At 63.1% G+C, this 20,088-nt stretch carries 22 protein-coding genes and 2 tRNA genes; 12 read left to right on the forward strand and 12 right to left on the reverse strand.

The features are described 5' to 3' along the window. Nucleotides 1–35 precede the first annotated feature (35 nt). Together EF888_RS13125 and rlmB are read right to left on the reverse strand one after the other, a co-directional pair. Nucleotides 36–326, reverse strand: coding sequence for a hypothetical protein (locus EF888_RS13125; protein WP_109758163.1), 291 nt, complete (start codon nt 324–326; stop codon nt 36–38). Nucleotides 327–330: 4 nt separating this feature from the next. Beyond that, nucleotides 331–1,119, reverse strand: coding sequence for a 23S rRNA (guanosine(2251)-2'-O)-methyltransferase RlmB (gene rlmB / locus EF888_RS13130; RefSeq protein ID WP_109758162.1), 789 nt, complete (start codon nt 1,117–1,119; stop codon nt 331–333). Between the two features lie 155 nt (nt 1,120–1,274). On the opposite strand from rlmB, the gene EF888_RS21860 reads away from it, so the two are divergent. Next, nucleotides 1,275–1,358: transfer RNA gene (locus EF888_RS21860), tRNA-Tyr, on the forward strand. Nucleotides 1,359–1,418: 60 nt separating this feature from the next. Next, the gene (locus EF888_RS13135; RefSeq protein ID WP_126918573.1) at nt 1,419–1,838 is read left to right on the forward strand and encodes a hypothetical protein; all 420 of its coding nucleotides are present in this window, start codon (nt 1,419–1,421) and stop codon (nt 1,836–1,838) included. Here the strand turns inward: EF888_RS13135 and EF888_RS13140 are convergent. Beyond that, on the reverse strand, nt 1,771–2,499 hold the full coding sequence (locus EF888_RS13140; RefSeq protein WP_109758161.1) for a phosphatase PAP2 family protein: 729 nt from the start codon (nt 2,497–2,499) through the stop codon (nt 1,771–1,773). The two genes, EF888_RS13135 and EF888_RS13140, sit on opposite strands and share 68 nt — an antisense overlap. Nucleotides 2,500–2,933: 434 nt before the next feature. Between EF888_RS13140 and EF888_RS13145 the strand changes: the two genes are divergently transcribed. Both EF888_RS13145 and EF888_RS13150 read left to right on the forward strand, forming a co-directional pair. Then, a complete protein-coding gene (locus EF888_RS13145; RefSeq protein ID WP_109758160.1) occupies nt 2,934–3,605 on the forward strand; it encodes a response regulator transcription factor in 672 nt (223 codons plus the stop codon). Continuing rightward, the gene (locus EF888_RS13150) at nt 3,598–4,983 is read left to right on the forward strand and encodes a sensor histidine kinase (RefSeq protein WP_109758159.1); all 1,386 of its coding nucleotides are present in this window, start codon (nt 3,598–3,600) and stop codon (nt 4,981–4,983) included. The genes EF888_RS13145 and EF888_RS13150 overlap by 8 nt, the downstream gene beginning before the upstream one ends. 285 nt (nt 4,984–5,268) lie before the next feature. On the opposite strand, the gene EF888_RS13155 is transcribed toward EF888_RS13150, so the two are convergent. The 5 genes from EF888_RS13155 to EF888_RS13175 form a co-directional block, all read right to left on the reverse strand. Then, nucleotides 5,269–5,343: transfer RNA gene (locus EF888_RS13155), tRNA-Val, on the reverse strand. A 221-nt stretch (nt 5,344–5,564) separates the two neighbouring features. Then, a complete protein-coding gene (gene eno / locus EF888_RS13160; RefSeq protein WP_109758158.1) occupies nt 5,565–6,842 on the reverse strand; it encodes a phosphopyruvate hydratase in 1,278 nt (425 codons plus the stop codon). A gap of 278 nt (nt 6,843–7,120) precedes the next feature. Continuing rightward, entirely contained in the window at nt 7,121–7,999 is an 879-nt protein-coding gene (locus EF888_RS13165; protein WP_109758157.1) for a DMT family transporter, read from the reverse strand. 15 nt (nt 8,000–8,014) lie between these two features. Beyond that, entirely contained in the window at nt 8,015–8,590 is a 576-nt protein-coding gene (locus EF888_RS13170; RefSeq protein WP_109758156.1) for a peptidylprolyl isomerase, read from the reverse strand. Continuing rightward, nucleotides 8,583–9,089, reverse strand: a complete 507-nt coding sequence (locus EF888_RS13175; protein ID WP_109758155.1) for a peptidylprolyl isomerase — start codon at nt 9,087–9,089, stop codon at nt 8,583–8,585. The genes EF888_RS13170 and EF888_RS13175 overlap by 8 nt, the downstream gene beginning before the upstream one ends. A gap of 148 nt (nt 9,090–9,237) precedes the next feature. On the opposite strand from EF888_RS13175, the gene EF888_RS13180 reads away from it, so the two are divergent. The 3 genes from EF888_RS13180 (at nt 9,238) to EF888_RS13190 (ending at nt 11,842) form a co-directional block, all read left to right on the forward strand. After that, nucleotides 9,238–10,431, forward strand: a complete 1,194-nt coding sequence (locus EF888_RS13180) for a phosphoglycerate kinase (protein ID WP_109758154.1) — start codon at nt 9,238–9,240, stop codon at nt 10,429–10,431. Nucleotides 10,432–10,522: 91 nt separating this feature from the next. Then, entirely contained in the window at nt 10,523–11,401 is an 879-nt protein-coding gene (locus tag EF888_RS13185; protein ID WP_206508307.1) for a fructose bisphosphate aldolase, read from the forward strand. A gap of 141 nt (nt 11,402–11,542) precedes the next feature. Continuing rightward, nucleotides 11,543–11,842 (forward strand): FtsB family cell division protein, encoded by a 300-nt coding sequence (locus EF888_RS13190; protein ID WP_164721690.1) that lies wholly within the window; start codon nt 11,543–11,545, stop codon nt 11,840–11,842. Here the strand turns inward: EF888_RS13190 and EF888_RS13195 are convergent. Beyond that, nucleotides 11,835–12,353, reverse strand: coding sequence for an alpha/beta fold hydrolase (locus EF888_RS13195; protein WP_109758153.1), 519 nt, complete (start codon nt 12,351–12,353; stop codon nt 11,835–11,837). The two genes, EF888_RS13190 and EF888_RS13195, sit on opposite strands and share 8 nt — an antisense overlap. Before the next feature lie 143 nt (nt 12,354–12,496). Then, entirely contained in the window at nt 12,497–12,988 is a 492-nt protein-coding gene (locus tag EF888_RS13200; RefSeq protein WP_241239666.1) for a VPLPA-CTERM sorting domain-containing protein, read from the reverse strand. A 270-nt stretch (nt 12,989–13,258) separates the two neighbouring features. Here EF888_RS13200 and pdhA point away from each other — a divergent pair, with 270 nt between their 5' ends. From pdhA to EF888_RS13225, 5 genes are all read left to right on the forward strand, one after another. Beyond that, a complete protein-coding gene (gene pdhA / locus EF888_RS13205; RefSeq protein WP_109758152.1) occupies nt 13,259–14,284 on the forward strand; it encodes a pyruvate dehydrogenase (acetyl-transferring) E1 component subunit alpha in 1,026 nt (341 codons plus the stop codon). 14 nt (nt 14,285–14,298) lie between these two features. Further along, nucleotides 14,299–15,666, forward strand: a complete 1,368-nt coding sequence (locus EF888_RS13210; protein ID WP_109758151.1) for a pyruvate dehydrogenase complex E1 component subunit beta — start codon at nt 14,299–14,301, stop codon at nt 15,664–15,666. Nucleotides 15,667–15,679: 13 nt separating this feature from the next. Next, nucleotides 15,680–17,020, forward strand: a complete 1,341-nt coding sequence (locus EF888_RS13215) for a pyruvate dehydrogenase complex dihydrolipoamide acetyltransferase (RefSeq protein ID WP_109758150.1) — start codon at nt 15,680–15,682, stop codon at nt 17,018–17,020. Between the two features lie 134 nt (nt 17,021–17,154). After that, nucleotides 17,155–17,496, forward strand: coding sequence for a carboxymuconolactone decarboxylase family protein (locus EF888_RS13220; RefSeq protein WP_109758149.1), 342 nt, complete (start codon nt 17,155–17,157; stop codon nt 17,494–17,496). A 64-nt stretch (nt 17,497–17,560) separates the two neighbouring features. Beyond that, nucleotides 17,561–18,046, forward strand: a complete 486-nt coding sequence (locus EF888_RS13225; RefSeq protein ID WP_109758148.1) for a cupin domain-containing protein — start codon at nt 17,561–17,563, stop codon at nt 18,044–18,046. Between the two features lie 3 nt (nt 18,047–18,049). Here EF888_RS13225 and EF888_RS13230 read toward each other — a convergent pair whose 3' ends face one another. Together EF888_RS13230 and cysE are read right to left on the reverse strand one after the other, a co-directional pair. Further along, nucleotides 18,050–19,117 carry a PLP-dependent cysteine synthase family protein gene (locus tag EF888_RS13230; RefSeq protein ID WP_109758147.1) on the reverse strand — a complete coding sequence of 356 codons (1,068 nt, stop codon included), beginning with the start codon at nt 19,115–19,117 and terminating at the stop codon, nt 18,050–18,052. A gap of 70 nt (nt 19,118–19,187) precedes the next feature. Continuing rightward, nucleotides 19,188–20,003, reverse strand: a complete 816-nt coding sequence (gene cysE / locus EF888_RS13235; RefSeq protein ID WP_109758146.1) for a serine O-acetyltransferase — start codon at nt 20,001–20,003, stop codon at nt 19,188–19,190. Nucleotides 20,004–20,088: the final 85 nt, after the last annotated feature.

Here is a 20,088-nt window from a genome sequence, read left to right on the forward strand (position 1 = left end):
CGGTCGGTCATGGAAGACCGGTCGCAAAACCGTGATCAGTCGAAAATCTCGTCGATCAGGTCTTCGGCGGCGTCCCAGACCTTGTGCATCAGGCGTTGCGAGAGGCTGCGCCCCTGCTTGCGCGGCGGCGGCGCGGCATGGTGGCGAACGGGTGCGGGCCGCGGCCTGTGCTTCGGCCGGGCCGGGTCCGCGCGCAGCATCTTCAACTCGTGCAGGGGTGCCCCGCAGGTCGAGCACGCCAGCTCATGCCGCCCCTCGCCCCGAAGGACGAGAGCGGCGCGGGTGCCGCAATAGCAGCAGGTGGCGATCTTGGCGGTCTGGGGCATTCACTCAGGTCTTGCGGCTCATGGCTGCATATAGGGACACCGCCGCCGCGTTCGAGACGTTGAGCGAGCCGAAATCGCCTGAATAGGGGATCCGGGCGAGGATGTCGCAGGTCTCCCGCGTCTTCTCGCGCATCCCCGGCCCCTCGGCGCCGAGGACGAGGGCGACGCGGTGGCCGGCGTCGGCAAGCGCCTCCGCCAGAGTGGCTTCGGCCTCGCCGTCCAGACCGACGAGCCGGAACCCCGCCTCGCGCAATTCGTCCAGCGCCGCCGACAGGTTGCCGACGCGGAGATAAGGCTGACGTTCGAGCGCGCCCGACGCGCTTTTCGCCAGGGCGCCGGTCTCGGGCGCCGAATGCCGCGCGGGGGCCACGACGGCGCGGGCGCCGAAGACCTCGGCCGAGCGCAGGATGGCCCCCACGTTGTGCGGGTCCGTCACCCGGTCGAGGCACAGCACGACCGCGGCTTCGTCCTTGCCCGCGAGGTCGCGCAGCTTGCCCCAGTCGAGCGGCTTGGCCTCGAGCGCCGCGCCCTGGTGAACCGAGGCCGGATCGATGGGCACGTCGAACTTGCGGGGATCGACGATCTCGGGCTCGATACCGCCCTGCCCGACCGCGTCTCCCAGCCGGTCGAGCGCGTTCTTCGTCACCACGAGCCGCAGCTTCTCGCGCGCGGGGTTCAGAAGGGCGTCGCGAACCGCGTGCAGCCCGAAAAGCCACACGGTCGCCTGGCCTGCCTCGCGGCGCGCCTTCTCTTTCTCGATCACCCATTTCGGTTTCTTCACGGGCTTCTTCACGGGCCTCGGGCTCCCCTTGCGGTCGCCTTCCGCCTAACGGTCCGGGCTGCCTTTGCCAAGCCTCGCCCCGCCGCCCATCCGGCCCGCGTTTTCCGCCTTGACCGTCCGAAGCCCCAAGTTTATCCGTCCCTCCGTGCCGGGCGACCGGCGCCAGTGGGCGACAGGCCGCAAGGTGTGGCAGGGGACTGTAACTCCCTCGCGGAGACGCACGCCAGGTTCGATTCCTGGGTCGCCCACCATTCACTTTTCATAGAACCTCCTCTCCTCTGACGGGGCTGACAGAGGACCTGATCGTTGCCTTGTCGCGCCACAGCAACGTCGTCGTCCTTTCGCTCAAGACCGCACAGCAGCTTGGCGAGCGCGCATCTCGGCTGGAGAACCCGCTGTCCGAGGTCCGTGCAGACTATCTGATCACTGGTACGATCAGGGCGAATGTTGCGCATGTGCGGGTCACCGTTCAACTCTCGGACAGGACGACAGGCGCCACCGTCTATTCCGAGAAATTCGACCGGGAGCTGAAGGCTCTCTTCGCGCTGCAGGATGAACTGGTCCAGACATTGGCCGGATGTCTGCCCTGGCGCTTCATCGACGCCGTAGGGCGTAGGATGACCAAGCAAAAAGCTCCAAAGCTGTCGACCTACGAGGCGTTCATCAAGGCTGGTTGGGAGGCGCGTCAGCAGAACGATACCCTGTGCTATATCGGTCGATTCCGAACATGACATGCAGTCCCATGACGACGATGATCGAAATAAGCCAGGCAAAGACGATATCGCTAAAAAAGTGCGCGCCGAATGCTACCCGGAGACCCGACCCAAAAGCGGCAACAGCCAAGATGCATAGACTGGAAGCAACGCGTTTGGATTCCGGTAGACGCGGCACCGCAACCAAAATCAATATAGTTGAAACGGTTGCTAGCGCACTCGCCTCCCCAGACGCGAAACTGCAGTTGCTTTCGCATTGATCTGCAAAGGTCAAAGCAGGTGAAAACTCTTTCTCACCACCAAAAATATCGATCTGACGTGGTCGCGCGCGACCGGAGTATCGCTTCAGCAAGCCGTTAACGATCAAGCCGGGGCCAACCAAATACGACGTGAGCGCAAAAGCCAGGATACGTTTGTGTGATATTTGAATTCTGCGGAACAGCAAGTTTGCGATTAAGATGACGAGGACGGCGCCCATGGCCCAGTCCGTCAAGACGAATGTGATCCTTCTAATACTCCTAAGTATCGGCGACTCGGCCAAGGGAAATCCATTCGTATCGCCGAATAGCATGCTGATAGCGATATCGACGGTCGGAAACAACACAAGAAGGACGCCGAGGACTACCGTCGTGCCGCAAAGGAACAAGGCAAGCTCAAAGGACGTTCGCAACAAGAACATTGAGGGCTCTCTGGGTAGTGACTAACGGATCCCATTTGGTCTGGCCGTGCAGGATAATTTCGCGCGGCCAAATAGGAAAAGGCCTGGATCATGTTTGAGGGAATGTTGGGACGGACAAGCACAGTGGGAGGCACGGACGAAGCGTTCGTCAGGCATATCGGCCACCTTGCCCACCAGCCTCGCAGCAACTATCGTTGTGCCGTCGAACGCACCTGAAGCAGGGGTCAACGGATTCCGACACAGCACCGGCGACACGGGCGCCTTCCGACTGATTGGTACACCTGCAGCCATGTTTTGCTACCTCTTGAAGATCGATAGCAGGGTCTCGATGACTCGCTCGTGGCGGCGACTATACCGATTGGCAATGTTTCTAAGTTGGCGTCCATAATGATATTTTGCTATTAGCCCGAGACCTAACTGGAGCTTGGACACGGATGCGGGTGCTTGTTGTAGAAGATGATGCTGAGACGGCCGAGTATATTTGCTCCAGTTTGAACGCACTTGGTCATGTCACTACCCACGCAGCCGACGGAAAACAGGGGTTTCTCGATGCCCTCGACGCCGAATTTGACGTGATGGTCGTTGACCGAATGTTGCCCGGTCTGGACGGGCTTTCGCTGGTCAGGTCGGTACGCGGTGCGAAGGTTGCCACGCCGATCCTGTTTCTTAGCGCACTTGACGGCTTGAACGACCGGATTGATGGACTGGAGGCTGGGGCGGACGATTATCTCGTGAAGCCCTTCGCATTTTCGGAATTGTCTGCGCGCCTCAACGTATTGGCGCGCCGCCCGCCACTACAGTCGGAAGAAACATCGCTGCGGGTGGACGACCTTGTACTTGACCTTATCAAGCACAGTGCACGTCGTTCAGATCAGCTTATCCCACTGCAACCGCGTGAGTTTCGCTTGTTGGCGTATTTGATGAAGAATGCTGACAGGGTTGTTACTCGCACGATGTTACTGGAAGCAGTGTGGGGGTTTCACTTCGATCCAAAGACCAATGTCGTCGAAACCCATATAAGTCGTTTGCGAAACAAGGTCGACAAGCCCTTCAAAAAACCACTGATCCACACGATCCGAGGTGCGGGATACATCGTCCATGCCTGAGAAACCGCACACCCCATCCAGCCGGACTTCAGTACGACTGTCGCTTCAATATTCGTTCGTTTATGCAACTCTGTCCGCCATCGTTTTTGTCATGACGTACTTTTACACGCAATACGAGATTCGTGAATGGGTGCGCATTGAGATGAGGGGCGCGGCCATGACACTGGAAGCGATTTACCGCAGTGAAGGAATCGATGCGCTGATCAGCGGTGTGGACACATTGGCAAAAGCGAGCTTCGAGAACGCGCACATCTACCAGCTTCTTGATGAAGACGGCTCCATCATTTCCGGCAATATTCCCGCCAAGATGGACGGTCGACTTCCTGACAGAATTCTGGCGGAAGACATCCATCTGCTCGGCGGCGTCAATGAAGAGCTGGTAGGGTACTGGATGCGCGGCGACCAGATCGGTCCGTATCGACTGGTTCAGGGTTCCAGCGATCATGTCTTCGCAGAAATTCTTGAGGCCCTCGGCTATGCGCTGCTTGCGGGTTCTCTGGTTGTCGTGGTCTTGGGGCTGATCGTGGGGGTACGCGTTGGGCGACTGACTGAACAGCGCATCTCGGGCATTTCCAGAACACTCTCAGATTTCTCGGGCGGGAAACTGGACGTGAGAATCCCAGCCCCGCCGGGCAAACGGGATGATCTCGGCAGGGTCTCCACATCCATCAATTTGATGCTCGATAAAATCGAACGACTACTGGAGAGTCAGGAACAGATTTCCAATGACATTGCGCACGACATGCGAACCCCACTCCAGCATTTGCGTCAGCGGCTGGAAGCGATGCAGAGCAGCCCGAAAGTCTCGCATGAAGATGTCACTACCAGCTTGGAGCACACCGAAGAGATAATAGGAACATTCAACGCACTCTTGCGCATTGCGCAAATCGAGGGTGCTGACAGGCGTGCGAGGTTCGAAAGGTTCGATATCAGAAGTGTTATTGAGAACGTTGCAGAGTTTTTTGAACCCTTAGCGGATGATGAGGGGATGACGTTGGACGCGCAGTCTCCCGGTGAAGCAGCTGTGGTCCTCGGCGATCGTGGCCTTCTCACGCAACTGCTGTCAAACCTTGTGGAAAATGCGATCAAGCATTCCCCGGCTGGCATTGACATCAAGATCTCCGTACATACAACTCCGACAGAAGTCTCCGTTCGTGTCGCTGATGGGGGACCTGGTGTTGAACCGGCGGATCATGAACGGATCTTTCGAAGGTTCTTTCGCGGGGAAAAGAGCCGCAATAGTTATGGAAACGGTCTCGGTTTGTCCCTGGTAAAAGCGATTGCCGATTTGCATGGGGCGACCTTGTCCGTCTCAAATAACAACCCGGGCGCGGTCTTCGAGGTCAGATTCCCGAACGAGCGTTCATCGCAAGGCTGAAAAGGGCTGTTGCTTTTTTGGGCAGCGGAAGTTCGCTTCTCAGGCGCCGTTCCACTGTCGGTGCCTGGCGTGGACGTACCACTATTGAGGCGCGGCGTCCTCGGCTGCCAGGTTCGGCTGTGCATCCCCCATTTGCTCAAGACCTGAAGCCATGGCTGGGCGCGCCCACCGCGGGTCGCCCAAGATAACTCGACTTCTCCGCACCAGGGGAGGACACGAAGGTTCAGTGAACCAGTGCGCCCTTCGCAAACTGAGTCTCAAATCCAAAGAAATCGAAGATTTTATTGGTGGGTGATGAGGGATTTGAACCCCCGACATCTTCGATGTGAACGAAGCGCTCTACCACTGAGCTAATCACCCGCCGGACGCCTCTTAGCGCCGTCGTGCCATCCGTGCAAGCGTGGATCAGGGAGCGCCGGCGGAGGTCGTCCGAGCAGGCGTGCTCTCGACGAGTGATGGGCAGCGCTCGTCTGACACGCGGCGGAAAACCACGAACCCAGCCGAACGCAACGCGACGCCACCGTCGTCGCAGGATGCGGCGGATGTCGGCGTCGCGCCTTGATTTCACCGGTCCGCCCGGTTCACGAGCGGAGGATCGAGCGCCCCGCGTAGATTGCCGTTCCGTCCAGCGCCTCCTCGATGCGGATGAGCTGGTTGTATTTCGCCAGTCGGTCGGACCGGGCAAGCGAGCCGGTCTTGATCTGGCCGCAGTTGGTGGCGACGGCGAGGTCGGCGATGGTGGCGTCCTCGGTCTCGCCCGAGCGGTGGCTCATCACGGAGGTGAAGCGCGCGCGGTTCGCCATGTCGACGGCGGCGAGCGTCTCGGAAAGGGTGCCAATCTGGTTGACCTTGACCAGAAGCGCATTGGCGCAGCCTTCCTCGATGCCGCGCGACAGGCGCACCGGATTGGTGACGAAGAGGTCGTCGCCCACGAGCTGGACCTGATCGCCGAGGACATGCGTCAGCGTCGCCCAGCCGTCCCAGTCGTCCTCGGCGCAGCCGTCCTCGATCGAGAGGATCGGGTAGTCCGCGACCAGCGCCTGGAGGTAGGAGACGTTCTCGTCCGAAGTCAGGGACTTGCCCTCACCCTTCATCTCGTACTTGCCGTCCCGGTAGTACTCGGTCGAGGCGCAGTCGAGCGCCAGCATGATGTCGTCGCCGGGCGTATAGCCCGCCTTCTCGACCGCCCTCAGGATGAAGTCGAGCGCATCGCGCGTGGACGACAGGTTGGGCGCAAAGCCGCCCTCGTCGCCGATGCCGGTCGAGAGGCCCGCCGAGGACAGCTCCTTCTTCAGCGTGTGGAAGATCTCGGAACCCATGCGCACGGCCTCGCGAATGTTCTCCGCGCTCACCGGCATGATCATGAATTCCTGGATGTCGATCGGGTTGTCCGCGTGTTCGCCGCCGTTGATGATGTTCATCATGGGCACCGGCAGGACGCGGGCCGAGGTGCCGCCGACATAGCGGTAGAGCGGCTGCGCGCAGTAGTCGGCAGCGGCCTTGGCCGTTGCGAGCGAGACGCCCAGGATGGCGTTTGCCCCAAGCCGACCCTTGTTCGGCGTGCCGTCGAGTTCGATCATCGCGGCGTCGACGGCTTCCTGCTCGGTCGCATCGAAACCGACGAGCGCGTCGGCGATCTCGCCGTTGACCGCCATCACCGCCTCGAGAACTCCCTTGCCCATGTAGCGGGACTTGTCGCCGTCGCGCTTCTCGACCGCCTCGTGGGCGCCCGTGGAGGCGCCCGAGGGCACGGCGGCGCGGCCCATGGTGCCGTCCTCGAGCGTCACGTCGACCTCGACCGTGGGGTTGCCGCGGCTGTCGAGGATCTCGCGGGCGTGGATGTCGATGATGGTGCTCATGGTGGGGCTTCCCCTTGGGACGTGGCGACTCGTGAGCCCGCTATAACAGGGGTTTCGTGCGAGGGGAAACGCAGGCGAGGGTCAAGGAATGCCGCGGGCGGCCGGCGCATCGCGCCAAGTCCACAATGCCCACACCGTCACCAGAGAGTTTCCGCCTGGTCTGCAACAGGTCGGATTTTGGCCCCATTCCCGGCATGATCGGCCGATTAGGTGGCTCCTGTCGCTTCACCGGCGGCACGGGACGCACTCACTCGACCAACCCGGGACAACTCACTCACTCAATCACTCACATGCTTCCGCGCGGCGCTTCGGCGCTCGCGCAGGAATGCATAGAGCCCCGATCCCACGATCATCGCCGACCCGATCCAGGTTGCGGCGTCGGGCACTTCTCCGAACAGCGCATAGGCCACGAACAGCGCGAAGACGATCCGCGTGTAGCGGAACGGCGCTACTGCCGAGACCTCGCCCGTGCGCATCGCGACCGTGATGAGAGTGATGGCAACCGAGGCGCAGGCGGTCATTCCGGCGAGGTAGAGCGTCGTCGGCAGGTCCATGGGCTTCCAGCCGCCCTCGAAGGGCAGAAGCATGAGGCCCGCGATCGTCAGCGCCAGCATCGACCAGGCGACGGCGAAGGGCGTCGAGACCGAGCGCGGCAGGACCCGGCTGGCCAGGTCGCGCGCGCCGAGACCCACGATGTAGAGAAGGACCCAGAGGACGTTCGCGTCGAAGCCCGCGAATCCGGGGCGCAGGATGAGAAGAACCCCCGCCATGCCGACCGAAACGGCGAGCCAGCGCCGCCAGCCGACCCTTTCGCCCAGAAACAGCGCCGCGCCGACGGTGACGGCGAGCGGCAGCGCCTGCCCCATGACGGTGACGGTCGAGAGCGGCACGAGGCCAAGGGCGATGATGATGCCGACCGAGCCGATCACCTCGCCCGCCGAGCGGATGACCATGACGCGACCCAGGGCCGAACGGTCGAGGAACCGCTCGTCCTTCAGCTTCAGGACGGTGAAGAAGATCAGGAAGATCGCCGCCGAGGTGACGGCGGTGATCTGTCCGGGCCCGACGCTGCGCGAGGCGAGCTTGATGGTGGCGTCGACGCCGGCGAAGGCCGCCATCGACAGGGTCATCAGCAGGATTGCGCGGGTGTTGTTCACGCCCCGCGCCTGCCGTCAGCGCTCAATCGACACGTCTTGCATGACGTCGGGACCATCCGACACCGAGCCGTTCGGACCAGCGCCGCGCTTGATCGCGTCGACAATGTCCATGCCCTCGATCACGCGGCCGACGACGGTGTACTGGCCGTTCAGGAAATGACCCTCGTCGAACATGATGAAGAACTGGCTGTTGGCGCTGTTCGGATCCTGCGCCCGCGCCATACCGACGATGCCACGGTCGAAGGGGATGTCGCCGAACTCGGCCGCGATGTCGGGCAGCGACGAGCCGCCCATGCCGGCCTGGCTCATGTCGCCGCCCGACTTGCCGAATTCGACATCGCCGGTCTGAGCCATGAAGCCGTCGATCACGCGGTGGAAGACGACGCCGTCATAGGCGCCCTCTTCTGCCAATGCGGCGATCTGGGCGACGTGCTGGGGCGCCGTCTCCTCGAACAGGTCGATGACGACGCGGCCGTTGGCCTCGCCCGCGACCTCGATAACGAGGTTCGGGCCGGCGCTGTCTTCCTGCGCGAGCGCGGGGGTCGCGGCAAGGGCGGCGAAAAGAGAAAAGGAAAGGAAAATCTTATTCATCGGAGGCGACCTTCACGCTGATCATCCTGTCGGGGTTCATCGGCGGCTCGCCGCGTGCGATCTTGTCGACATGTTCCATGCCGCTGATGACGCGGCCATAGACCGTGTATTGCCCGTTCAGGAAATGGTTGTCCTTGAAGTTGATAAAGAACTGGCTGTTTGCCGAGTTCGGGCTCTGGCTGCGCGCGGCGCCGAGGGTGCCGCGGTCGTGGGGGATGCGGCTGAACTCGGCCGGAACGTCGGGCTTCGACGATCCGCCGGTGCCGGCGCGGCGGATGTTCAGCCCCTCGCCATGAATGCCGTGCTCCACGTCGCCCGTCTGAGCCATGAAGCCGTCGATCACGCGGTGGAAGACGACGTTGTCGTAGGCGCCCTCGCGGGCCAGTTCCTTCATGCGCGCGGCGTGTTGCGGCGCGATGTCGGACATAAGCTCGATGGCGACGGTGCCGTCCTTCAGCTCGATGAGGATCGTGTTTTCGGGATTTGCGTATTCGGCCAAGGGAAGCCTCCTTCTTGTGTCGGGGCGGACCCTAGAGGGAAGGCCGCGCGAGGGAAAGGGGGCCGGTCACAAGATGCGCGGTCCCTCTCCTGTTGACGCGGGCGCGGCATGGCGTAGTTGAGACGGAATGCTCATACGGGAGACGTACATGGCCTGGAAGACGCTCGACGACATCGACATGAAGGGCAAGGCGGTGCTGGTCCGGGTCGATTTGAACGTGCCGGTCGAGGACGGAAGCGTGACCGACGCGACCCGGATCGAGCGCATCGTGCCCACCATTCGCGACATCATGGCGAAGGGCGGCAAGCCGGTGCTGATGGCGCATTTCGACCGCCCGAAGGGAAAGCGCGTGCCCGAGATGTCGCTCTCGCTGATCCGCGAGGACGTCGAGCGCATCCTGGGCGTGCCGGTGGTCTTCGCCGACGATTGCATCGGCGCACCCGCCAAGACAGCCGTCGCGGCGCTGAAGGAGGGCGAGGTCCTGCTTCTGGAGAACACGCGCTTCCACGAGGGCGAAGAGAAGAACGACGCGATGTTCGCGGCCTCTCTCGCCGCTTTGGGCGAGGTCTACGTCAACGATGCCTTCTCGGCCGCTCATAGGGCGCACGCCTCGACAGAGGGTGTCGCACACCGCCTGCCGTCGGCGGCCGGCCGTCTGATGGAGGCAGAGTTGAAGGCGCTCACGGCGGCCCTGACCGAGCCCGAGCGGCCCGTCGTGGCCGTCGTCGGCGGGGCCAAGGTGTCGACGAAGCTCGATCTTCTGGGAAACCTCGTCCGCAAGGTGAACACGCTGGTGATCGGCGGCGGGATGGCGAACACCTTCCTGGCCGCTCAGGGCCACGACGTCGGCACCTCGCTGGCCGAACACGACATGGCCGACACGGTGCGCGAGATCATGGCCAAGGCCGAGGAAGCCGCCTGCGAGATCGTGCTGCCTGTGGATGTAGTCTGCGCGACCGAGTTCAAGGCCCACGCCGACCATGTGACGGTGCCCGCGGACGCCTGCCCGTCCGACCGCATGATCCTGGACGCCGGGCCCGAGACCGTGGCGCGCATCGCTCAGGTCTTCGAGGGCGCGAAGACGCTGATCTGGAACGGCCCGCTCGGCGCCTTCGAGATCGAACCCTTCGATGCCGCCACGGTCGCTGCGGCACGGAAAGCGGCAGAGTTGACGAAGGCGGGCCACCTCGTCTCGGTCGCGGGCGGCGGCGATACGGTCGCGGCGCTGAACGCGGCTGGCGTGGCCGACGATTTCACCTATGTCTCAGCTGCGGGGGGCGCCTTCCTCGAATGGATGGAAGGCAAGACCCTGCCCGGTGTGGCGGCGCTCGACCAGGACTGAGCCAATCGGCGCGCCGTTAGCGGCACCAGCGTTGACAGGCGGCAATGCCCCCCGCAAGAGGGGCCGGAACGTGCAAAGGAACGAGGATATCATGGTCACACAAGCGGAACGGATGCGCACCGGCAAGGGCTTCGTCGCGGCGCTGGACCAGTCGGGCGGTTCGACCCCAAAGGCGCTCAAGCTCTACGGGATCGACGAAGACCGCTATTCCTCCGAGGACGAGATGTTCGACCTCATCCACGAGATGCGCGCGCGGATCGTGAAGGCGCCCGCCTTCATCGGCGACAAGGTCATCGGCGCCATCCTCTTCGAGATGACGATGGACCGCGACTTCGACGAAATTCCCGCGCCGACGTACCTGTGGGAGAAGAAGGGCGTCGTCCCCTTCCTGAAGTGCGACAAGGGGCTCGAGGACGAAGCCGACGGCGTGCAGATCATGAAGGACATGGGCGACCTCGACGGTCTTCTGAAGCGCGCGAAGGACAAGGGCGTCTTCGGCACCAAGATGCGCTCGGTCATCAACGCGGCGAACGAAGGCGGCATCCGCCGCAACGTCGCGCAGCAAGCCGAGGTCGGGAAGCGTATCCTTGGCCACGGCCTCGTCCCGATCCTGGAGCCGGAGGTCAACATCAAGATCGCCGACAAGGCCGAGGCCGAGGCGATCCTGCGCGACGCGCTGATGGAGGCGATGGACGCGATGGACGAGGAGGTCATGCTGAAGCTGTCGCTGCCCTCGGAGGCCGATTTCTACAAGCCGTTGATCGACCATCCGAAGGTCATGCGTGTCGTCGCCCTTTCGGGCGGCTATTCGCGCGACGAGGCCAACGCGCTTCTCGCGCAGAACCACGGCATGATCGCCAGCTTCAGCCGCGCCCTGAGCGAGGGGCTGTCGGACCAGCAGTCGGACGAAGAGTTCAACGCCACGCTGGCCGAGACGATCGACTCGATCTACCGCGCCTCGATCACCTGAACCGAGGGCGCCCGGACCATCCGGGCGCCGCTCGCGTAGTATATTGCCGAGCCCTTGAAATAAGGGGTTTTCTTCGGCGAATCACCATGACAGAATCAGGGTCGACGCCATCCCGCAGAGGATGGACGAAGAGGCAGTAACTTGACCGCACTCAACAGACCCGGCCTTGGCGTCGTCGCCTATTTCGCACTGATGTTTTCGCTTGGCGTCTATTTCCTGTTCGCGAGCGTGCAGGGCGATTTCGGCCTGTTCCGCCGGGTCGAGATCGAAGCCGAGGCGATGACGCTGGCTGTCGAGAGGGAGCGGCTGGCGGCCGAGGTCGCAGCGCTCGAGAACAAGACGAAACGCCTGTCCGATACTTACCTCGACCTCGATCTGCTAGACGAGCAGGCGCGCGACGTCCTGGGCCTGGTCCGGTCGGACGAGATCATCCTCAACTGAGCCCCAGCGCTTTCGCGAGGGCCTCGGTCGTCTCGGCATCGTCGAGGTCATGCCCGCCCTTCCGCAAGTGTCTTACCCTCGCCCCGGCGATCCGCGCGCCGTAAAGGTCTGCATGTGCCGGATCGACAATCTGGTCATCCTGCGCCTGAAGAATGGTCACGCGACCGAGGGCGTCGAAGGCGCCCTCGGTATCGGCTGGAAGGCAGAACTCCGACATGTCCCAGTCGGGTTGTCCCCAGACCGGCATGGCGCAACCGACGAACGAGGACAACGCCTTGCCCGGTGCACGTTCGGCGATCCATTTCAGCGCCATCGCTCCGCCGTGCGAATGCCCGACGATTGCGTCGTCCGGGCCGAGGGACGTGAGCAGCCCGTCAAACGCATCCAACCAGTCTCCCTGGATGAGAGGGGCTTCGACTGGCGCAAGCGAGGCGAGCCGTCTCAGCAGCGGATAATTGGAAGGCGTCAGGTAGTCGGCGTCCACGTTGGCGCCGTGCAGGAACAGGATCATGCGCAGATCTCCTCTTCCGGCGATCTTACGTTGATAACAACCAATTACAATCCTGGCTTGGACGTTGGCGCCCCTGCCCGGCCAACCCACACGCCAAAGCAAAAGGGCGCCCGAAGGCGCCCTGTCACGAGGTTTCTTGAAGCTCAGGCTTTCTTGCGGCGACGGATGGCCGCGAGGCCGCCCATTCCACCAAGAAGCAGAAGCGCCGAAGCCGGAAGCGGGACTTCGCTGACGCCAGTATTGAAGAACGCGATGTGCGACACGTCCTTCCAGGCCAGGTCCATGGTGCTCCAGGTGCCGCTCGTGGCGCCTTCGAGATCATAGATGGCGACGCCGCCATTGTTCCGCAGCTGACCTGCCTTCACGGCCATGTAGTGAGGCGAGTAGTCGCCCTCGCCGTTCCAGCTCCACGTGCCGCTGGTCGTGCTGTCGGTATCGAAAAGCACGGAGAACGATCCAAGCGGGCTGCCGGCGTATTCATCAGTGCAGGATCCGGCGTCCATCTCGTCGCACTTGTAGAGCGCGGGAGAGTCGATACCGTAGTCCGCAAGAACCAGATCCCGAGGGAAAGGGTCCCTGTCGAGGACGGTGACCAGGGTCGCCGCCTGCGCCACACCAGCCGGCCAGAGCAGCAAGTGTTGTCTTCATGAACATGGAAAAATCCCCACCATGCAAGTTACGTACATGCAAGTTACGTGATGGTGAACATAGATTCTTTTCATTTCTCGACCAAGGGAAATCCGTCGCTATTTTGTGCAGAACAAGACTTTTTCATGGCACTTTGCGACGAGGGAGGCCTGCGCTTCGGTTCTTTCGCGTCAGTTGCGCGCTCACCACGAAAGTGTATGGTGTGGGGAATAGTTTAACGCTCAACTATCTTGCCAGATCCAGGGAGGAGACCGCCGATGGCCGCCAGGAAGGCGACGCGCACCGCCGCGAAATCCAACGCATCCAAAGACGATTTGCTCAAGTATTACCGGGAGATGCTGTTGATCCGCCGGTTCGAGGAGAAGGCAGGACAGCTTTACGGGATGGGTCTGATCGGCGGGTTCTGCCACCTCTACATCGGCCAGGAGGCGGTCGTCGTGGGACTCGAATCCGCCGCCGAGGAGGGTGACAAGCGCATCACGACCTATCGCGATCACGGCCACATGCTGGCCTGCGGGATGGACCCGAAAGGGGTCATGGCCGAGCTGACGGGGCGTGAGGGCGGGCTGTCCAAAGGCAAGGGCGGCTCGATGCACATGTTCTCGAAAGATGCACATTTCTACGGTGGACACGGGATTGTCGGCGCAAACGTTCCACTGGGCGCGGGACTCGCCTTCTCTGACAAGTACAAGGGCAACGACCGCGTCACCTTCACCTATTTCGGCGACGGCGCGGCGAACCAGGGCCAGGTCTATGAGACCTACAACATGGCCGAACTCTGGGATCTGCCGGTGATCTTCGTGATCGAGAACAACCAGTACGCCATGGGAACGAGCGTCAAGCGCGCGACCAAGTCGATCTCGCTGTGGGAGCGTGGCGCGGCCTACGGGATCGAGGGCGAGGCGGTCGACGGCATGGACGTCCTTGCCGTCCGCGCCGCGGGCCAGAAGGCGGTCGAGCATTGCCGCGCCGGGAAGGGTCCGTACATCCTCGAGATGATGACCTACCGCTATCGCGGCCACTCGATGTCGGATCCGGCCAAGTACCGCACCCGCGACGAGGTCCAGAAGATGCGCGAAGAGCGCGACGCCATCGAGCAGGTACGCCGCCGACTTCTGGAGGGCGACGCGACCGAGGACGAGCTCAAGGCGATCGACAAGGAGATCAAGGACATCGTGAACGAGGCGGCGGAGTATTCGAAAGAAAGCCCCGAGCCCGGGCTCGAGCAGCTTTGGACCGACATCATCGTCGAAGACGGCGTCCGCGCGCCGCAGAACGCCTGAGGGGAGACAGGACCATGGCGACACAGATTCTGATGCCCGCACTCTCCCCCACGATGGAGGAAGGCACGCTGGCCAAATGGCTGGTGAAGGAGGGCGACACGGTTTCGTCCGGCGATATCCTGGCCGAGATCGAGACCGACAAAGCGACGATGGAGTTCGAGGCCGTGGACGAGGGCACCGTGGGCAAGCTCCTCGTCGCCGAGGGGACCGAGGGTGTGAAGGTCAACACTCCAATTGCCGTCCTCGTCGAGGAGGGCGAAAGCGCCGACGACGTCGAGACCGAAGCGCCGTCGAAGGATGAGGCGCCCGCGGAAAAGGCCGAGGCCCCTGCCCCCGCGCCCGCCAAGGCGAAGGCCGTCGGGAGCCGCGCCAAGGAGCCCGATTATCCCGCAGGCACCGAGATGGTGTCGACGACGGTCCGCGAAGCGCTCCGCGACGCGATGGCCGAAGAGATGCGCCGCGACGACACTGTCTTCGTCATGGGCGAGGAGGTGGCCGAGTACCAGGGCGCCTACAAGATCACACAGGGTCTTCTGGACGAATTCGGCGCCCGCCGCGTGGTCGATACGCCGATCACCGAGCATGGTTTCGCCGGCATCGGCGTCGGCGCATCCTGGGGCGGCCTTCGTCCCATCGTCGAGTTCATGACCTGGAACTTCGCGATGCAGGCCATCGACCAGATCATCAACTCGGCCGCCAAGACGCTCTACATGTCGGGCGGGCAGATGGGGACGCCGATCGTCTTCCGCGGTCCGAACGGTGCTGCCGCCCGCGTCGGCGCACAGCACAGCCAGGACTACGCGGCGTGGTATTCTTCGGTCCCCGGCCTCAAGGTCGTGCAGCCCTATTCGGCCGCGGATGCGAAGGGCCTTCTGAAGCAGGCGATCCGCGATCCGAACCCGGTCGTCTTCCTTGAGAACGAGATCCTCTACGGCCGCAGCTTCGACGTGCCGAAGATCGGCGACTTCACCATTCCCTTCGGCAAGGCCCGTATCTGGCGCGAGGGCGAGGATGTGACGCTCGTCTCCTGGGGCATAGGCATGACCTACGCCCTTCAGGCCGCCGACGAACTGGCGAAAGAGGGCATCGCAGCCGAGGTCATCGACCTCCGCACGTTGCGCCCCCTCGACATGGCGACCGTGATCGAGAGCGTGAAGAAGACCAACCGCTGCGTCACCATCGAAGAGGCCTGGCCTGTCGCCTGCATGTCCGACCACATCGGGTCCGAGATCATGCGCGAGGCCTTCGACTATCTCGATGCGCCGGTGTTGAAATGCACCGGCAAGGACGTGCCCATGCCTTATGCCGCGAACCTCGAGAAGCTGGCGCTGACCAGCGTGAAAGAGGTGATCGATGCGGTGAAGGCCGTGACATATCGCTGAGGGGGGAACCGCGATGCCGATAGAAATCCTTATGCCCGCACTCTCCCCCACGATGGAGGAGGGCACACTGGCGAAATGGCTGGTCAAGGAAGGCGACACCGTCTCGTCGGGCGACCTTTTGGCCGAGATCGAGACCGACAAGGCGACGATGGAGTTCGAGGCGGTGGACGAAGGCACCGTCGGCAAGCTTCTCGTGGCCGAGGGCACCGAGGGCGTGAAGGTCAACACGCCGATCGCCGTAATTCTCGCCGACGGCGAAAGCGCGGATGACTTGGGCGACACGAAAGCCAAAGCGCCCAAGAAGGAGGCCGACCCCAAGACGGCTCCGGCCGGCGCCTCCTCCGCGACCGAACCGCAGAAGGGCTATGGCCGCGGCGACGACGGTCAGGCCTCCGCTCCGAAGGTCGAGGCGTCCGAGAACAAGGGCGAACGCGTCTTCGCCTCGCCGCTGGCGCGCCGGATCGCCAAGGACAAGGGCCTCGACCTGAACCAGGTCAAGGGATCGGGACCGAAGGGCCGGATCGTGAAGGCCGACGTCGAGACCGCCGAACCCGGCAAGGCCGCCGCACCCGCCGCCGAGGCGCCGAAGGCGACCGAGGGCCAGAAGCCCGCGATGCCCGCCGGACTGGGTGCAGATGCCGTCGCCCGGATGTATCAGGGCCGGGAGTACCAGGAGGTCAAGCTCGACGGTATGCGCAAGACGATCGCCGCCCGCCTGACCGAGGCCAAGCAGACGATCCCGCACTTCTACCTGCGCCGCGACATCCGGCTCGACGCCCTGATGGCCTTTCGGGGTCAACTCAACAAGCAGCTCGAGGCGCGCGGCGTGAAGCTGTCGGTCAACGACTTCATCATCAAGGCCTGCGCGCTGGCGCTGCAGCAGGTACCGGACGCAAACGCGGTCTGGGCGGGCGACCGTATCCTGAAGCTGAAGCCGTCCGACGTGGCGGTGGCCGTCGCCATCGAAGGCGGATTGTTCACGCCTGTCCTGCGGGACGCCGAGCAGAAATCGCTCTCGACCCTGTCGGCGCAGATGAAGGACCTCGCCGCCCGCGCACGCGACCGCAAGCTGGCGCCCGACGAATACCAGGGCGGCAGCTTCGCCGTTTCGAACCTGGGCATGTTCGGCATCGACAACTTCGACGCCGTCATCAACCCGCCTCACGGCGCGATCCTTGCGGTCGGTGCCGGAGTGAAGAAGCCCGTCGTCAACGACGCGGGTGAAATCGAGGTCGCGACGGTGATGAGCGTGACGCTGTCGGTCGACCACCGCGTCATCGACGGAGCGCTCGGCGCGCAGCTGCTCGAGGCGATCAAGGCCAACCTCGAGAACCCCATGGGGATGCTGGCCTGACCAAGGCCCGGCGAGGGGCGCTGCCCCTCGCGCTCCCCGGGATATTTCCGGGCCGATGAAACCGGGTTGATCCAGGACAAGGCTCGGGGACATCACCCGGGCCAGATCCTTTCCGAGACCGGAAAGGATGTATCATGGACTGGAAGCACCACCTCGACGAGACAAGCGCGAACCTGAACACGTTCCGCGGTCTCAGGCCCGAAACGGGCCATGGGTTCACCGCGCTACACCGCGCGGCGATGGCCGAAGGCGCGATGACGGTCCGCGAGAAGGAACTGGTGGCGCTTGGTATCGGCATCGCCACCCGCTGCGTCGATTGCATCGGCTTCCACGTCCATGCCGCCGCAAGGGCCGGCGCCAGCCGCGAGGATGTGGCCGACACGATCTCGGTCGCCGTGATGATGGGAGGCGGACCGGCTTACATGTACGGCGTCAAGGCACTCGAAGCCTTCGACCAACTGGTCGGCGTCGCTTAACGCGTTCGACACCTCTGACCTGCTAGGAGACGCGGCAACCGGTCCGCGGTACGCAGGAGGCGAGATGCTTAAGGAGACCTACATTCTCACCCGGCGGGACATCGATGCCCTGCCCGGCACACTCAGGACGCATTTCCTGAACGACGGCGCGCGCCGAGTCGAGAAAGCGCTCGGCGAACTGACGGGGATGGAGGAGATCGGCTTTGCCCTGATCGAGGTGGCGCCCGGCGACGAAAGCACCGAACACCACAAGCACTACCACGAGGAGGAGTGCCTTTATGTGATCGAGGGCACGGGTATCGCCCGTGTCGGTTCCGAAAGTTTCCAGATCGGACCGGGCGATTTCATCGGATGCCGCAAGGGCGGACTTGCCCATTCGCTGAAGAACACGGGCGAAGTGGCGCTGCGCTGCCTTGCGGTAAGCCAGCGCAAGGCCCACGACGTGTCGGACTATCCGCGGCGCGGCAAACGTCTTTACCGCAACGAGAAGCTGACGTGGAATCTCGTCGACCTCGCCGTCATCGACCGGCCCTTCGGCGCAAAGACCTGATCGTCAGAGCTGGAAGCCCGGCGTCGACAGAGACAGCGCCATTTCGTCGTCGTCCATGTCCTCGGTCACGCCCTCGAACAGCGGTGTCGACAGGTAACGCTCACCTGTGTCGGGCAGCATGCACAAGAGGACCGACCCTTCGGGCGCCGTCTCTGCCAAGCCCATGGTGACCGCAAATGTCGATCCGCCCGACACGCCGGTGAAGATTCCTTCCTTGCGCGCCAGCTCTCGCGACCAATGGATGCCGTCCGGACCCGCCACGGGAATAAGCTCGTCGTACAGCTTTTCGTCGATTGCCTCCTGAAGCACCCAAGGGATGAAGTCGGGCGTCCACCCCTGGATCGGATGGGGCTGAAAATCGGGATGGCTTGCCGTCGGCTGGTGCGCCTCGTTCCGGTCGTTGGCACGACCCGACCCCACGATCTGCGCGTTTGCCGGCTCCGAGAGGATGATCTTCGTGTCCGGTCGCTCGCGCCGCAACACTCGCCCAACACCGGTGACCGTTCCGCCGGTGCCATAGCCTGTGACGAAATAATCCAGACGCTGCCCGTCGAAATCGCCGAGGATCTCGGCCGCTGTGGTCGTCTCGTGGATATCGGCGTTGTCCGGCGTCTCGAACTGGCTTGCGAGGAACCAGCCGTTCGCCTCGGCAAGCTCCTTGGCCTTGTGGTACATGCCCAGGCCTTTCTGCGCCCGCGGCGTCAGAACGACCCGAGCTCCCAGGAATCGCATCAGCTTGCGCCGCTCGATCGAAAAGCTGTCGGCCATCGTGATGACGAGGGGGTACCCCTTGGCGGCACATACCATTGCCAGCCCGATGCCGGTGTTGCCGCTCGTCGCCTCGACGACCGCTTGTCCGGGCTTCAGACGTCCATCGCGCTCTGCCGCTTCGATGATGTTGAGGGCCAGGCGATCCTTCACGGACCCTGCGGGATTAAACGCCTCGAACTTGACGTAGACGGTGACGTGATCCGGCCCGATACGGTTGATCCGCACAACCGGTGTGTCACCCACAGTGTCCAAGATGCTGTCGAAGAGATGTCCGCGACCCTTCGCTCGACGAATGCTCATTCCGACACCCCCTGTTTGGCTTCAAGTGGAACCTAACAGGAAAGACGTCGCGACGGAAAGAAGTCCTGACTCAGTCCGTCCCGACCGAGCCCAGGATCTGGTCCATGCTCAAGGCCGGCTGATCGCAGCCCGCCTCGCCCACGATGCGGGCTGGCACACCCGCGACGGTCTTGCACGGCGGCACTTCCTGAAGAACGACAGACCCTGCGGCGACCCGACTGCAGTTTCCGACCTTGATGTTCCCCAGCACCTTCGCGCCTGCTCCGATCAAGACGCCATCGCCTACCTTGGGATGGCGGTCGTGACCTTCCTTGCCGGTTCCGCCCAGCGTGACGGAATGCAGCATCGACACGTTGTTCCCGACGACTGCCGTCTCGCCGACCACGATGGAGTGAGCGTGGTCGATCATCAGGCCCTTGCCCACGACTGCGTTCGGATGAATGTCGACGCCGAAGACCTCGCTCACGCGCGCCTGAATGAAGTAGGCCAGATCGCGGCGACCCTCTGTCCACAGCCAGTGGCCGACACGGTAGGCTTGGACCGCCTGGAAGCCCTTGAAGAACAACAGGGGTTGAAGCAGCCGATGGCAGGCCGGATCGCGCTCGAAGATAGCAACCAGGTCCGCGCGCGCGGCCTCGCCCAGGTTCGGGTCAGCGGCATAGGCCTCTTCCGAGATTTCGCGCAGAAGCTGGGCGTCCATCTCGGGCGAAGACAGCTTCAGCGCGAACCGATAGCAGAGCGCGCTTTCCAGCGTCGCATGGTGCAGCACCGCCGCGTGAACCATGCCACCGATCAGCGGCTCATCGTTGATCGCCTGATGCGCATCCTGCTTGATCCGGTCCCAGACCGGGTCGAGAGGCGTGAGCCGCGGCAGTTCCTTGCCCATGTCGCTTCCTTCCCTGACGCGAGCGTTCTAGAACAGATAGCAAGGTCGCTCCAAGAAAAAAGCCCCTGCCCTCAGGCAATGCCTT

Source organism: Silicimonas algicola, assembly GCF_003970735.1.
GTDB lineage: Bacteria > Pseudomonadota > Alphaproteobacteria > Rhodobacterales > Rhodobacteraceae > Silicimonas > Silicimonas algicola.

Excerpts from the sequence above, each read along its gene's own strand:
- eno (WP_109758158.1), bottom strand. The coding sequence starts at position 6,842 with ATGAGCACCATCATCGACATCCACGCCCGCGAGATCCTCGACAGCCGC.
- EF888_RS13180 (WP_109758154.1), top strand. The coding sequence starts at position 9,238 with ATGGCCTGGAAGACGCTCGACGACATCGACATGAAGGGCAAGGCGGTG.
- EF888_RS13150 (WP_109758159.1), top strand. The coding sequence starts at position 3,598 with ATGCCTGAGAAACCGCACACCCCATCCAGCCGGACTTCAGTACGACTG.
- EF888_RS13145 (WP_109758160.1), top strand. The coding sequence starts at position 2,934 with ATGCGGGTGCTTGTTGTAGAAGATGATGCTGAGACGGCCGAGTATATT.
- EF888_RS13125 (WP_109758163.1), bottom strand. The coding sequence starts at position 326 with ATGCCCCAGACCGCCAAGATCGCCACCTGCTGCTATTGCGGCACCCGC.
- EF888_RS13185 (WP_206508307.1), top strand. The coding sequence starts at position 10,523 with ATGGTCACACAAGCGGAACGGATGCGCACCGGCAAGGGCTTCGTCGCG.
- pdhA (WP_109758152.1), top strand. The coding sequence starts at position 13,259 with ATGGCCGCCAGGAAGGCGACGCGCACCGCCGCGAAATCCAACGCATCC.
- EF888_RS13210 (WP_109758151.1), top strand. The coding sequence starts at position 14,299 with ATGGCGACACAGATTCTGATGCCCGCACTCTCCCCCACGATGGAGGAA.
- EF888_RS13220 (WP_109758149.1), top strand. The coding sequence starts at position 17,155 with ATGGACTGGAAGCACCACCTCGACGAGACAAGCGCGAACCTGAACACG.
- EF888_RS13140 (WP_109758161.1), bottom strand. The coding sequence starts at position 2,499 with ATGTTCTTGTTGCGAACGTCCTTTGAGCTTGCCTTGTTCCTTTGCGGC.
- cysE (WP_109758146.1), bottom strand. The coding sequence starts at position 20,003 with ATGGGCAAGGAACTGCCGCGGCTCACGCCTCTCGACCCGGTCTGGGAC.
- EF888_RS13215 (WP_109758150.1), top strand. The coding sequence starts at position 15,680 with ATGCCGATAGAAATCCTTATGCCCGCACTCTCCCCCACGATGGAGGAG.
- EF888_RS13225 (WP_109758148.1), top strand. The coding sequence starts at position 17,561 with ATGCTTAAGGAGACCTACATTCTCACCCGGCGGGACATCGATGCCCTG.
- EF888_RS13230 (WP_109758147.1), bottom strand. The coding sequence starts at position 19,117 with ATGAGCATTCGTCGAGCGAAGGGTCGCGGACATCTCTTCGACAGCATC.
- EF888_RS13170 (WP_109758156.1), bottom strand. The coding sequence starts at position 8,590 with ATGAATAAGATTTTCCTTTCCTTTTCTCTTTTCGCCGCCCTTGCCGCG.
- EF888_RS13195 (WP_109758153.1), bottom strand. The coding sequence starts at position 12,353 with ATGATCCTGTTCCTGCACGGCGCCAACGTGGACGCCGACTACCTGACG.